The sequence below is a fragment of the Clostridioides sp. ZZV14-6345 genome, assembly GCF_020657775.1.
Classification (GTDB): Bacteria; Bacillota; Clostridia; order Peptostreptococcales; family Peptostreptococcaceae; genus Clostridioides; species Clostridioides difficile_D.
Genome location: NZ_JAGWCX010000090.1, coordinates 1 through 13,545 on the forward strand (window position 1 = coordinate 1; position 13,545 = coordinate 13,545).

At 26.2% G+C, this 13,545-nt stretch carries 15 protein-coding genes and 1 pseudogene; all 16 read right to left on the minus strand.

Going from position 1 to position 13,545, the window contains the following annotated elements; translation table 11 throughout:
* Window positions 1-25 precede the first annotated feature (25 nt).
* The 16 genes and pseudogenes from KGF39_RS17580 to KGF39_RS17655 all read right to left on the minus strand — a co-directional run bounded on the left by KGF39_RS17580 (window position 26) and on the right by KGF39_RS17655 (window position 13,506).
* On the minus strand, window positions 26-835 hold the full coding sequence (locus KGF39_RS17580; RefSeq protein ID WP_227823281.1) for a PrpR N-terminal domain-containing protein: 810 nt from the start codon (window positions 833-835) through the stop codon (window positions 26-28).
* A gap of 318 nt (window positions 836-1,153) precedes the next feature.
* Complete coding sequence (locus tag KGF39_RS17585) at window positions 1,154-1,534, minus strand: BlaI/MecI/CopY family transcriptional regulator (protein WP_227823282.1); 381 nt, start codon at window positions 1,532-1,534, stop codon at window positions 1,154-1,156.
* Between the two features lie 824 nt (window positions 1,535-2,358).
* Complete coding sequence (locus KGF39_RS17590) at window positions 2,359-3,060, minus strand: Fic family protein (protein ID WP_227823283.1); 702 nt, start codon at window positions 3,058-3,060, stop codon at window positions 2,359-2,361.
* A 444-nt stretch (window positions 3,061-3,504) separates the two neighbouring features.
* Window positions 3,505-4,185, minus strand: a complete 681-nt coding sequence (locus tag KGF39_RS17595; RefSeq protein ID WP_227823284.1) for an ABC transporter permease subunit — start codon at window positions 4,183-4,185, stop codon at window positions 3,505-3,507.
* Window positions 4,182-5,108 carry an ABC transporter ATP-binding protein gene (locus KGF39_RS17600; RefSeq protein ID WP_227823285.1) on the minus strand — a complete coding sequence of 309 codons (927 nt, stop codon included), beginning with the start codon at window positions 5,106-5,108 and terminating at the stop codon, window positions 4,182-4,184. Before KGF39_RS17600 ends, KGF39_RS17595 begins: the two co-directional genes overlap by 4 nt.
* A gap of 72 nt (window positions 5,109-5,180) precedes the next feature.
* A complete protein-coding gene (locus tag KGF39_RS17605; protein ID WP_227823286.1) occupies window positions 5,181-6,098 on the minus strand; it encodes a sensor histidine kinase in 918 nt (305 codons plus the stop codon).
* The gene (locus KGF39_RS17610; protein WP_227823287.1) at window positions 6,098-6,787 is read right to left on the minus strand and encodes a response regulator transcription factor; all 690 of its coding nucleotides are present in this window, start codon (window positions 6,785-6,787) and stop codon (window positions 6,098-6,100) included. Before KGF39_RS17610 ends, KGF39_RS17605 begins: the two co-directional genes overlap by 1 nt.
* A gap of 598 nt (window positions 6,788-7,385) precedes the next feature.
* Window positions 7,386-7,691, minus strand: coding sequence for a hypothetical protein (locus KGF39_RS17615; RefSeq protein WP_054272573.1), 306 nt, complete (start codon window positions 7,689-7,691; stop codon window positions 7,386-7,388).
* Between the two features lie 448 nt (window positions 7,692-8,139).
* Window positions 8,140-8,358: a helix-turn-helix transcriptional regulator gene (locus KGF39_RS17620; RefSeq protein WP_227823288.1), complete on the minus strand. Its 219-nt coding sequence runs from the start codon at window positions 8,356-8,358 to the stop codon at window positions 8,140-8,142.
* The gene (locus KGF39_RS17625) at window positions 8,359-8,766 is read right to left on the minus strand and encodes a hypothetical protein (RefSeq protein WP_227823289.1); all 408 of its coding nucleotides are present in this window, start codon (window positions 8,764-8,766) and stop codon (window positions 8,359-8,361) included.
* 85 nt (window positions 8,767-8,851) lie between these two features.
* Complete coding sequence (locus tag KGF39_RS17630) at window positions 8,852-9,340, minus strand: DUF3841 domain-containing protein (RefSeq protein WP_227823290.1); 489 nt, start codon at window positions 9,338-9,340, stop codon at window positions 8,852-8,854.
* Window positions 9,341-9,572: 232 nt separating this feature from the next.
* Window positions 9,573-10,262: pseudogene (locus KGF39_RS17635) on the minus strand (Rpn family recombination-promoting nuclease/putative transposase); the annotation flags it as partial.
* A 376-nt stretch (window positions 10,263-10,638) separates the two neighbouring features.
* Entirely contained in the window at window positions 10,639-10,809 is a 171-nt protein-coding gene (locus KGF39_RS17640; protein ID WP_054272569.1) for a hypothetical protein, read from the minus strand.
* Between the two features lie 171 nt (window positions 10,810-10,980).
* Window positions 10,981-11,424: a GNAT family N-acetyltransferase gene (locus KGF39_RS17645; protein ID WP_227823291.1), complete on the minus strand. Its 444-nt coding sequence runs from the start codon at window positions 11,422-11,424 to the stop codon at window positions 10,981-10,983.
* A gap of 209 nt (window positions 11,425-11,633) precedes the next feature.
* Window positions 11,634-12,524, minus strand: a complete 891-nt coding sequence (locus KGF39_RS17650; protein ID WP_054272567.1) for an SPL family radical SAM protein — start codon at window positions 12,522-12,524, stop codon at window positions 11,634-11,636.
* 316 nt (window positions 12,525-12,840) lie between these two features.
* Window positions 12,841-13,506 carry an alpha/beta fold hydrolase gene (locus tag KGF39_RS17655; protein WP_227823293.1) on the minus strand — a complete coding sequence of 222 codons (666 nt, stop codon included), beginning with the start codon at window positions 13,504-13,506 and terminating at the stop codon, window positions 12,841-12,843.
* Between the last annotated feature and the right edge of the window lie 39 nt (window positions 13,507-13,545).

Genomic DNA, 13,545 nt, shown 5'->3' on the forward strand with positions numbered 1-13,545 from the left:
AGTCACAAGTGTGCGTAGCTATTTTTTAATCAAATGTAAGAGAAGAACCTTTAAAACTAATTATATTGTTACATAGAGAATGTCCATTTTTAAGTGAGTCTAAGATGTCACCAGAAGTTAGATAATCTTTTATAAATTTATCAACTTGGTTAAATAGTAACCTTTTTGCTTGATTATTTATAAAAAGTGGTGAGTGATTTTTATCAATAGCAATTATACCACTATGGGTACATTCTAAAATTTCTTCTGTAATAGAGTTATTTATTCTCTTTTCAATTCCTATATTATATAGATGAATTGCTTCATTGATAGATGCATGAATAGAAGACTTTTCAACTTCAGTCTCTATACAAGGTCTATTATACTTAGAAGTGATTTCTTTTGTTGTTTTGCCACCTATAAAAATTTCAGTGCCATTATAAATTAATTTTTTTATTGTATGTTCAAACTCATAAAGAGAATTTAACTTAGGTATTTCTAAATCGAAATTTGATATTTCTTTGAATCGTTTAGCCGTTTTATACGATGATTCTAGACCTATAAATCCTATTTTTGAAGAATATTTAAGTGCTTTTTTATATGAATAAAATATGTCTTCGTATTTATATCCAACGTCTACTATAGGGATTGAAACATGTTTACGCAATAAATCAACATTTTGACCACGAGTAATTATTACTTTAGTGCCTAAGTTAATTAGATTATCTGCTAGTTCTATGGTTTCTTTACCTGTAGCAATGTATGATGGAATTTTTATATGTAGTTCTTCAAGTACTTCATATACTGTATCTGAAAATAGCTTAGAAGGAGCAATAACTACTATCTCGTTTTTCATATTGTAAAACCTCCTTTTATTAGTTCTTATATAGTGTGTTTTCTATTTTATTTGAAGTTTCTATATCATTTCATCAAGGGCATAGGAATTATAAAGAAACAAATTTCTAGCTCATTATAATGTATTCATTTTTGTTCTAGTTGAATTTAATTATTTGCTTTGAGTATTATAGTTAGCCTGAACCTCCCATGACTAAATTCATAAGTGTGCGTAGCTATTTTTTAATCAAAATTATTTTAAATTAAATCTACACAGTTAAAAAGAGTTTTATAATTGTAAATAAACTATTACAAAACTCTTTTTAGACTATAAATTATATTATATACAAGCCTCTTCCCAATTTACTACCCAGTTTTCTAACGACTTTATCTTTTCCTCTGTTAACTTCTCTTCATGAAATGACACTAATAAATTCCTTATAAAATTATTCTTCAAAAGACTCTGCACATTTTTTGATATAAATTCGAGATATGCCCTTTCTTTGACTGCAACTGTATAATAGATACATTTGCTTGTTTCTTGAACATATAAAAATCTTTTCTTTGATAATTTTGCTAAAGTTTTTAAAGCAACTTTTTCTGATAAGTTATGTTCTTCTTTCATATAATCAATAATCTCATATGAATTGGTTTTTATATCTAAATTCCAAATAAATTTCATAATAGCTAACTCTAATTTTGATAATTTTTTTAAATACATGGTTATCACTCCAATTCTTTATCTATATAGTTAAATATTACAATAATAATTTCACAAAATCAATTCTAATAATCATTATATACATTAAAATCTGTACTGGACTTCCCACTTTCTTCAAATCATTTATATCTAAAGATAAACCAGCTTTTATTAGTATAATAATAAAATTTAAAATATATGGTTCAACTGAAGTATTATAAGACATGTAAAATTCTTACTATTGAACCTGTTTGTGTTATTTTTTTCTGTTTTCCTGTTGGAATATGTATTCTTTCAATAATGCAGTCCATATTTACTGTAGAAGTATAATATTAAACCATTGCATTGCAAATCATGTTATTATACTATAGATTAAATCATTGTACTGCAAATCATGCTATTGTACTACAAATTAAACTATAAATGTTTACTATCTCTTAATAATTTGAATAATATGTTACATAAAGTATAGCACCTTTTTATTTATTATTTTCTTGTATTATCAATTTGAAATATGAAAGATTAAGACTAATAGAATTGATTTAGTTAATTGAAAAAAATAGGTACCTTTTATGAAAATTATAATGATAAGCATTTTTCTGATGTAATGGCAAATTATAAATAATAAAATTAAAAACCACTTTTAGTTTTATGAACTGTTCCCCTATTAGAAAACAATTAAGATACGTAAAAATAGTTATAAAAAACTGGTTGAACTATACCCACTATTTTATATAGTTAAAATAATGGGTATAGTTCAAACTAAAAATAACTAAGAAATTAACATTAAATACCATAAGTAAAAACATAATTGTATAAAAAACATATTTTTTTGCTACAAACAATTATTTCCATAACATTTTATATACTTCTCTAAAATCATCTAAACTTGATAAATATTCAATTAAAGGGACATAATTACCTAAACTACAAGAATTTAAGGAGTTTCTATACAAGTCCTCACTATCCCAAGATACAATTTTTATAGGAAGATTATTTTCTAACATTTGTTTTAGCATAACAAATCTACCTATGCGACCATTACCATCTTGAAATGGATGTATCAATTCAAATCTATAATGAAATTCAGCTATAACTTTAATAGATACTTCACTCTGACTATAGTACCATTCAATTAATTCATCAAGCTTTGGCTCAACTTCAAATGGTTGTGCTATGCTTACATCAGTTCCTAGTATCATATTTGGTATAGTTTTATATATACCAGACATCCCCCTGGAATGTAGGGTTGTATTGAACATTAAACTTGAATGTAGATTCCTTAAGAAATTATGTGTTATTTTCTCTTTCAGTGAGTCAATTATTGTATCAAATACATAACTAGAATTAACAGTTTCTTGTACATCATCTAAAGTATGTCTTCCTGTAACAACATTCTTATCGAGTAAAAGTGCTAATGCTTCAGTAGTAAAAGTACTGCCCTCTATCTTATTAGAATGATAAAGAAAATTGTGTTTTAACACATTATAAAGTGAATTTTTAAGTTCTTTTGTCTCAATCAATTTATCTAAAAAGGAATTGTTCATGTTATCACCTCAATTATTTTAATATTTTTAAATCATTATAATCTTATAATACTTATTCTAATAGTATGTAAAGTTCAGATTTAATTTAATACTTGTAGTATATATTTCATTGTATTTATTTTCAGTAAGTCTCAACTTTTCATCTAATTTATTAGTCAATAAGTTTAGTCAATTTTATAGTTCATATAATTATTATATATCACTTTGTACAACATTTCATTGTGATATTTTATATTAATCTAAAAACATATAAAACGTATTTTTATCTCTTCTTAGAGTTCATTTTATGACTATAAATCATTAAATTTATAAATAAGAAGAAAAAATATATAGCTATTATTAATATTATTAAAACTCTAATAATATTAATAATAGCTGATATAATAGCAAATCATTATTATCCCAAGAAGATACAATTAATAACTACCTTCCTATCAATAGTATCTAGTCAATTTCAGCAACTTTATGATTTAGTATATAATATATACCAATCACAGTTATACCAACTATAATAAAAACAGAAATCAAACTGTCTTGAGTTGTATTTGTACCAGCTAAAATAAATTGTCTTAAATTGATAAAAATAATTGAACTGACAAGGGTAACAGGTATTGATTTTCTTATCATTCCAACAACGAATGTCCATATACCTAATGAGCAAAATACAATAATACTTTTAATTGCTCCTGGTATCCAATAAGATAAAATTGAAATATGAAAATCTCCAATAACTAAATTAAAATACTTATCCAACACAACAACGAATGTAAAACAACAGATATATCCAACTATCATTGATGATATCATAAGAGTCGTAATCAAAAGTAACTTTGATAAAATAAGTTTTTTACGGTCAAGTGGATAAGAGAATAAAATCAAGATTGTTTTATTTGTATATTCATTTATTATATATGCCACATTCAACACAGCAAATAATATAATATAGTAAAAACAGAAAACTAAACTGATTGTCCTAAATGTAACATCATAATCATATATTGAAGTAGATTTATCATTCAATCCAGTAAAGACAAAAAACATACATAAGAAAATCCCCAGTATTGAAAATAAAAAATATCTTTTTAGCCCAACTTTTTTTAGCTCTAGTTTCATTAAATGTATCATAGTGTTTCTTTACCTCCTGTACCTGTAGTTTGGAAGAAGTAATCTTCTAAAGAACTTTGTTTACGTCCAATGCTATTTATACCAATTTGATTTTGAATAAATATTTTGGATATTTCTTTTACATCTTTTCGTAAATCATATATTTCAATACAACTTTCCGAAGTAATTTTAAAGTCTTTTATTCCAAATTCTTTTTCTAACAAGTATCCAGCAAGCTCCACATTATCTACATCTACTTCAACATAATCTGTTTGATATTTGTGTATATCTGACATAGAAATTTCTTTAATAAGTTTACCATCTTGAATAATTCCAATAGTGTCCGCAATTTGTTCTACCTCTGAAAGAATATGACTAGAAATAAATATAGTTATTCCATAATCTGTATTTAACTTACGGAATAATTCTCGCATTTCTCTTATCCCCTCTGGGTCGAGTGCATTTATAGGTTCATCAAGAATCAATAATTCTGGTTTAGTAAGAATTGCTCTAGCTATTGCAAGACGTTGTTTCATCCCTAAAGAATATTTTGAAACTTTCTTGTTTGATTGCTTTGACAATCCGACACATTCCAATACCTCTGATATATGTTCTTTGTTATAATAACCCATATATTCACAGTGTAAATCAAGATTCTGTTTAGCAGTCAAATTCTCATAGAAATAAGGATTTTCAATAATAGTACCAATCTTTTTTAATATTTCAAAATCAGTTTCTGCCACTTTCTTACCGAACATAACTATTTCTCCAGAATTTGGCTTAACAAGATTTAGCAACATTTTCATTACTGTACTTTTACCTGCCCCGTTTGGTCCAACAAATCCATAAATTTCTCCCTTTTTCACATGAATATTAACAGCATTAACAACAGCTTTATCTTTATATATTTTCTCTAATTGATGGGTCTCTATGATATAGTTCATCATACTCCCTCCTTTCTAAAAACAGTATACAAAATAAAATTATCTTTTCTCTCTTTTAAATCTAACTTTTTTCTAACTTTTCAATTTTACCGTAAAAACTGTTTTTACATTAGGTCTACTATTTACATAAATTGAACCTCCCATAGAGTTTGCAAGCCCTTGAGAAATAGCCAAACCTAAACCATTGCCTTTTTTTCTGTCAGCAGTATAAGCTCTTGTGAAAATATGCTCTTTTTCAGTTTCAGAAATACCTGAACCTTTATCCTCAATATCTATAAAAACATGTTTTTCCTTTTCATATAGTGAAATCCCTAAAAATCTACCATCTGAACCATATTTTATAGCATTATCAATTAAATTTTTGAGTATACGTTGTAATGCTTCTGTGTCAACATTTGCATATATAGGTCTATCTTCAATATTAACTTCAACATTAAAGTTTTCTTTATCTAGCAAATCATAAAACTCTAAAATAATCTCATGACATAATTGTGTTAGATTGGATTTTTGAAGATTTAATATCATATCTCCAGATTGGATTTTTGCCATATTAAACAGGTTATTTATTGAATTAACAAGCTCATTTGAATTTGTTTGCATTTTTTCCACAGTTGCTCTCATTGAAGAAGATAATTCTTCTTTTTGACTTTGAAGATATAGCATTTCAATATAACCCTTTAATACTGTGATGGGAGTTCGTAAATCGTGTGATATGTTTGTAAATATTTGCAATATCGCTTTTTCACTTCTATTATAATTAATTTGCCTGCTGTAAAACTTTTCAAGAAGTTTATTTATATCTACTGCTGTTTCTTTTACAATCGAAATATCAGATGGTACTAAAATATAATTAATTTCATCATCATTTGTTATGTCACGAAGTCTTGAATTGATATACTTATAATCACTTTCCATTTTCTTTGACTTATTTCGTTCTTTTAAGTAGAGAGTAAATAGTACAATCGAAATTACAACTAAAAATAACTCCATTATTCTTCCTCCATTTTGTAGCCAATTCCCCAAAGAGTTTTAATATAATTATTTTTTTCCATACCATCAGACAATTTATTTCTTAACCTGTTAATATGAGTATTTAGCACATTTTCATTTCCATAATAAGGTTCTTTCCAAATCGTGTTGTATAATTGTTCCTTTGAAAAAGCACGTCCTTGATTAGTCGCTAGTAATTTAACAATTTCAAATTCTGTATGTGTTAAGTTTAAGTCAATTCCATTCTTTGAAACTACATATTTTGATATGTTTATAATCAAATCTTTATACTGAATAACCATATCTTGAGAGTTTCTTGAACTGCTATACACTGTTGCACGTCTAATATTAGCTTTAATTCTTGCAAGCAATTCTACGATTGAAAAGGGCTTTGTAATATAATCATCTGCACCAAGATTAAGTCCTAGCATTTTATCTGTGTCGCTATCTTTCGCAGTAGTAATAATAACAGGAACAACACTCACACTTCGTATGTACTTTAAGACTTCAAAACCACTAGACTTTGGTAACATCAAATCCAGCAAAATAATATCAAATGAATAATTTTTAAATATTTCAATAGCTGTATTTCCGTCAATGGCTATTTTAACAGAATAATTCTCACTCATCAAAAAATCGTATACCATTTCTCGAATATTCTTATCATCTTCAACCAATAAGATTTCCATTATTGTTCAACTCCTTTTTGTCAATATACTTCAAATGATATATTTATTAAAAATGGTTGTCAATAAATAACTGCTTATGATATTATATCTGCACTCCAGCAATACTCTTTTAGGTTAAATTTCTTTTCAATAAGCTTTACTGGAAAAACGACTAAAACGTGGTATACTATCTTATCTTTATATAAAATATACATAATTTTCTTTTATTAACATCTAAAATTAATTATTTTACATTAAATAGATATAAAAATCAGTCAATCTCATAGATGTGAATGATTAAATTAGATACAAAAACACAATTAGCATTATAACTCTGAATCATTAAATTAAAAAAGAAATTCATTATCTATTATCTCAACTTTAATTGTCAAAATTCTAAGGAGTTTACACATCATAATTTGCATATTGTATAGTATCATTTATCTTATAAAATAACTTTTAACTTTTACTAAAAAATTATTTTATACATAAAAAAGAAACCACATTCTAGCTTTATACAGAACATAGTTTCTTAAAAATAATCAAATTTTGATTTTAAATAATTAAAAACAAACTTTTATTTGTTTTTAATCCTCCAATTTTATAGTAGATAATTTAGTTAATTAGTTCTTAAATGTTTATCTTCTTTAACAAATTTTCTTCTTACTAAGAAATATACAGCTATTACAACAAGTTCTACAGCTAAAAATATTCCATAAGTAGCTATAGAATCTATGCTTTCTATGCCATTTCTGAAGAAAATTAAAGCAATTCCTGCTGCTATAATACCTACAGCATTTTTCCCTATAGCATTTTGACCAAAACCATAAAAAGAAGGGAAATTTCCTTTTATTTCAATGAATGTCAAGATTAATCCAATAGCTATAAATAGTACTCCTACAACTTCCATAATCATACTAGGCATTTTGACCCCTCCTTATTAATAATTAACTACTACTATAAAAATATTTATTATTTTTATAATTATATTATATATGCGATTACATGTTTTTGGAAGTATATTTGGAAGTAATTTCATATTTATTTAACTTAATTTTTTTGTGATAAAATACTTCTAGTTTTCATATAGATATTATTATAAATTTTCTAGTTTATGGAGTTATTCATTCTATAATTCACAAATATGTATTTTTTAATCTATTAAACTATTCATTTTCTGGCTTATAAGCATGGACTTCTTATCTATAAATCATTTATTCTTTAATCTACGAGCTTAGTTTTTTACCTATAAGTCATTTATTCTCTAATCTATAAGCTTGGTTTTTTACCTATAATTAATTCATTCTCTAATACATAAACTTGAATTTTTTATCTATTAATTCATTCTCTAATACATAAATAATAAATGAAATTTAAATATTATTTTCTTCAACAAATTCAAACAACTCTTCTACAGTCGTATCAAATACCTTGGCAATATCCATTGCCAACTTTAAAGAAGGATTGTAGCGACCATTTTCTAAATGTACAATAGTTTCACGTCTTACTCCTACTAACTTTGCAAGTTCACCTTGTGTCATAAGGCTCTTTTCTCTATAGGATTTAATTTTTGTCTTTAATAATACTGACACCTAATTGTATATCCCCTTTCTGTCAAAATATATAAATAGAACTAACTTCAACAAGGACTGAATAAGCAAAATAACTAATAAAGACATTCCTATATTTAAATTTGACATATTTACGTCCAGATTTACAAGAAATATAGATACTATAGCTACAGAAAAAAACAATAATTTTATTGCAATATCATTAACCCTTGATAGTATACATTTAGATGATTCATCAATTAAGTCATCATGCTTTTTATCATAGACCCATTGAGCTCCCATGGCTAATACCAAAATAATTATAGGAATATATTCAATACTACTTCCTTTAAAAAAATACTTATTTACTAATGTAGCTCCAATACAATAAGAAATTCCCAATATTTCTGAAATAAGTGTTGATTTAATACCAGTTTGTTGTTTAGACATATAAAATCCTCCTTAAAAAGTTATATATTTATAACACCTCTTGTTATAAATATATAACTTTTTTAAATAAATTTCAACAAAAATATCATTTTGCAATAAATTCTTTTATTAATCTGACATTAGATAAAGGCACTTTAGATGTCACTCCTTGCAAGGTTAAATCTTCTATATTCACTTCATTTAATTTTGAACATAATTCTAAGTCAAATATCCTTTGCCAACTTACCATCTTTTCAATTTGTTCATCTTCATAAATCTCTACAGTAATATCCATTAAAGGTAAATGCCATAAATCAAAATCCGATAACAATACATTCTCTTTATTTATTTCTAGTTCAAGTAAAACACCTTTTGAACCTCTCTCTAAGTATCCACTACATCTTAAATCAGGTCTCTTCGGCCAAACCCATATCATACTATTATCAAATTTAGGTATTCTTTCTATCATTTGACTATACATCCATTTATATGGAATTTCAAAATCTTCTAATATAAGAGAATAATTATTTAATAGATACTTATTGTTTTTATTGTTGTTCCAAAATTCCAAAGTCTGTATAGTATAAAACTTCATATATAAGTCAACCCCTTTCTTTTTCTACAAAAAGGAGATAATTCAAATTTTTATTTTGAATCATCTCCTTTATTTATATATCTCTTCGTATCTACCATATTTAAATAACAAATTTTTATATTGATTGAAATTTAAAGGAAGTAACTTTGTGGCAAATCATTATAATAAGGATACAAACACCTTATTATTACCTAATTATATTAATTTATATAATACTGTATCAATTATAGTATTAGTTTTGATTATAGACTTTTTCAACCTCTGATTTATTCAAGTCATCTATAATATCACATATTTCACTCAAATTATATCCTTTATTTTTTAACTTTATAATGATATTAAATTTCTCTTCTCTTTTCCCTTTTTCAATGCCTTTTTCAATACCTTCTTTAAAAACTTCTTCTTTAAAATTTCTACTTTTATTCATAATATATGCACCTCTCTTTAAATTTAATAAATATGCTTCATTACTGCCTAATTCTTTTAATCTATCAAGTGCTTTTTTAATAACAGAATCTTTTTTAGATAGTATTCTAATATCTATATGAGAAGGGTTGTCAATAAGCTTACCCCATATTAGAACTCTGTTTGCTATATAACTGGATTTATGAATTTTGGGAAGTTCTATAAAATATAATGCAGTTTTACTAGAAAAAATATCTGGATGTCCATCCATTGTTAATCTCATACAATTTACATAATCTTCTATGTGATTATATTTTACATGATTTAGTATATGTATTCCAATTGTTTTTCCAATTTCTTTATATTCTTTACCTTCTTCTAATTTTCTACCATGTACACGACTAAGATAATATTCAGCTCTTTCCAAATAATCATCTTCAAGAGCTCTTTGCATTTCAATATTTATATGATTACTTTCTTCATCTTCAGCTAAAATATCAAGTCTAGGTTTTTTCTCTCATATCAACACCTCTTTTTTATTATGTCCATTTCTTCATACCAAAGTCTGCACTTCTAAATAAAAATTTGTATTATTGAAATAAGAGTGTGATAAACTCATATATCATTACTAAAATTAAAACTTTAAAGAGAAATACTTAGATTACAATAGATTTTTGAATATCTTTATTTTTAAAACTATTGTTGATAAATGAGTAAATATAGGGAACTGTTTTAAAGTAGAGATAAATCCTTTTTCATTGTTTAAGTGATGAAAATATATTTTATTTAATACAAAAAAGAGTGCCTCATAAACTAAAAAGTTCATTTTGAGACACCCCTTACATTTGCTTTCTTAAACTTCACAATATTACATACTTATTTATTATCTTAATCTACATATATTTAATCCAATAATAAAGTACATATACCCAACTCATTAAGCCATGAAAAATAGCCCATGGGATAGATTTCCATGCAGTATAAGAAATAATCATTGCTAAACAAGAACCAAAAGAAATCCCCTTTTTAACAGTTGATTTTATAGTATTATTATTTGAATCCATAGTTATTCCTCCAAAATTCAAAATAAACAAGTTATTATATATCTTATTTGAATTTAACACAATATAACAGTTTCTAAATAAGTTATATTCTTATTATACATAATTTATAAATTATAATTCCAATAATTATATGAATAAATTAATTATATCTGCCTAAAAATATTGTCCTCTCTAAAAGCTATATGATAAATACAACATATCAACACATTGCAATTCACCCTCAAAGATTGGTTCTGGGTAATTATCTACAAAAAAGTTTTTAATTTTATGTGAATAAACAAACCCAAACTTCTCATAAAAGGGAACTCCACTTTCAGCTGTACCAACAACTATTGATGAATATTTTTTACTATAAACATCTAAAAGATGATAAATCATTTTTGACGCATAACCCCTATTTTGAAAATGCTCATATGTAGCAATATTTTTTAACTCACATATTTCTTTGGAAATTTCATTTACAACTGCTATACAAGTAAGTTCTTCATTATCATACAAAGCGTACATAGTACCTTTATCAAGGTATTTATCAATCATTTCTTCACATGGGTCAGCTAACATTAAAAGGTCAATTTGACCTTTTTTATTTGTTTTTATAGTTTTTATTTCTATCATAAGTTCACCCCCTCACTTTACTCAAACCTTAATTTAACAAACCTCTTACAATACACATTTAATTCATTTTGATTTTTTTTACTTTTTTAAAACTATAGTGACAATTACCTAGAATATTAATATTAGCAATTACCTAGAATATCAGCATTAGCAATTATCTATAATATCAATACTAGCAATCACCTAGAATATCCTATCCAAAGTCTATCTTAAAAAAATTTTATTTGAGTATATGATTCCGACCTCTTGTACGCTTTTATAATATCTTTCATATCCGTCAAAATACCATAACGTGCACATTCTTCTCTTAATAACTTCTCACAAGAATCTTTATTTTGTATAGTACACACATAGTTCAAACCATATGTTTTTTGATACTGAAGTACCAATTTTGGATGTATATCTCTTAAATGCTTATAAAAAAACTCTCTCTGACCACTACGCATTGTTACGCCATACATACAATAAATAAATTTTGCATTAGCCTTATGTGCTTTTTCTACAATTGCTCGTATTTCATCTTTATTATCAGTCAAAAATGGTAACATGGGAGTTAATAATATACCACAGAAAATTCCAGAATCATTAAGTTCTTTTACTGCCTCAAATCGTACAGAACTTGGATTTACATAAGGTTCTATCTTCTTTGACAATTCGTCATTTGCAGTGGTTATAGTTAACTTTACAATAGCAGAATTATTTTTTTTAATTTTCTGCAAAATTGGTATATCCCTAACCACCAAACTACTTTTGGTATCAATAGACACACCAAAATGATTTTCCGAAATCAAATCCAGTGCCTGCTTTGTAATACAAAGTTTCTTTTCAAAAGGATTATATGTATCAGACATAGCTCCAATACCTACTACTCCTTTTTTTCTTTTTGAACGCAATTCTTTACTTAAAATTTCTATCACATTTTCCTTATATCTAACTTTGTCAAAATCCTCTATGTTGTATATCGTACTACGGCTATCACAATATATACATCCATGAGGACAACCACGATATAGATTCATATTATAGTCAATTCCAAACCATCCTGTATTATCAAATTTCACTTTTTGTAAAATTTGTTTTGCTGGTATACTCTCAATCATTCTCTTATACCTAATTCCTTTATATAGTTTTTAAGTTTTAAGCTACTACACCCTAACTACTTTTGATAAGGTTTAAATATGGAGATTCCTATTTGATAGTACTTTTACACTAATCATTCACAGGTTCTAATGGCTGTTCTATCTCCACTAGTCTTAATCCTTCTTTTAAGCTATTTATACTAAGCATTTATATATATCTCTTGCTGTGCACTCTGGACAAACCCACTTTTTAAGTATTAAGTAGTTTTTTTACATATTTATTTCTATAACTACATATACTACATAATTTACCTGATGGATATGCAGTTTTTACATACTATAATTGTTTAATAAATATCTCCATAATTTGATTTAATTCGTTAGGTTTATCGACATTTACATTATGTGAAGCATCTTTTATAATATGTAATGGATACCCAGTCTTATTGTGCCACTGCTCATTATATTTTCTCACTTTACCCGTCTTGTCTTTTTCTCCAACCACTAAACAAACTGGACAATGTATATTTAAATCTTGAATTTCTGGTATGAAACCAGCAAATCCTAAATACATAAGATGACATAGTTCTTTCTTTTCATAGCCCTCTAACATTTTCAGCATACTCCCTCTACCTTCAGACGTAGCTCCACACATCTTGGACATTATATTTCGCAACAGTTTATCTGGGAATAACCTTAACATCCATTTGGTCTGCTTTAACCAGAAAATATCTGATTTACTATAATAGTCAGTTCCATATGGACAAGTTCCAATCATCATTAGTCCTTCTACCATATTTGGATATTTTACAATAAAAGACTGTGCCACAAATCCCCCTGCTGACTGTCCAATAAGTACAACCTTTTTCATATTTTGTTTATCTAAAATTACTTTCAATTCTTCTACCAAGTTGGAATAGGAAAAATCTAAGTAAGGTCTTGATTTTCCATGAGCAGGAGCGTCCCATACTAATACATTATGATTTTTTGAAAAGTACTGTATCTGGAACTGAACCTCCCATGACTAAAGTCACAGGGTTCC

Coding starts and splice junctions, on each gene's coding strand:
- KGF39_RS17605 (WP_227823286.1), bottom strand. CDS start 6,098: ATGGAGTTATTTTTAGTTGTAATTTCGATTGTACTATTTACTCTCTAC.
- KGF39_RS17585 (WP_227823282.1), bottom strand. CDS start 1,534: ATGTATTTAAAAAAATTATCAAAATTAGAGTTAGCTATTATGAAATTT.
- KGF39_RS17650 (WP_054272567.1), bottom strand. CDS start 12,524: ATGATTGAGAGTATACCAGCAAAACAAATTTTACAAAAAGTGAAATTT.
- KGF39_RS17640 (WP_054272569.1), bottom strand. CDS start 10,809: ATGGATTCAAATAATAATACTATAAAATCAACTGTTAAAAAGGGGATT.
- KGF39_RS17645 (WP_227823291.1), bottom strand. CDS start 11,424: ATGATAGAAATAAAAACTATAAAAACAAATAAAAAAGGTCAAATTGAC.
- KGF39_RS17615 (WP_054272573.1), bottom strand. CDS start 7,691: ATGCCTAGTATGATTATGGAAGTTGTAGGAGTACTATTTATAGCTATT.
- KGF39_RS17625 (WP_227823289.1), bottom strand. CDS start 8,766: ATGTCTAAACAACAAACTGGTATTAAATCAACACTTATTTCAGAAATA.
- KGF39_RS17600 (WP_227823285.1), bottom strand. CDS start 5,108: ATGAACTATATCATAGAGACCCATCAATTAGAGAAAATATATAAAGAT.
- KGF39_RS17590 (WP_227823283.1), bottom strand. CDS start 3,060: ATGAACAATTCCTTTTTAGATAAATTGATTGAGACAAAAGAACTTAAA.
- KGF39_RS17610 (WP_227823287.1), bottom strand. CDS start 6,787: ATGGAAATCTTATTGGTTGAAGATGATAAGAATATTCGAGAAATGGTA.
- KGF39_RS17595 (WP_227823284.1), bottom strand. CDS start 4,185: ATGATACATTTAATGAAACTAGAGCTAAAAAAAGTTGGGCTAAAAAGA.
- KGF39_RS17630 (WP_227823290.1), bottom strand. CDS start 9,340: ATGAAGTTTTATACTATACAGACTTTGGAATTTTGGAACAACAATAAA.
- KGF39_RS17580 (WP_227823281.1), bottom strand. CDS start 835: ATGAAAAACGAGATAGTAGTTATTGCTCCTTCTAAGCTATTTTCAGAT.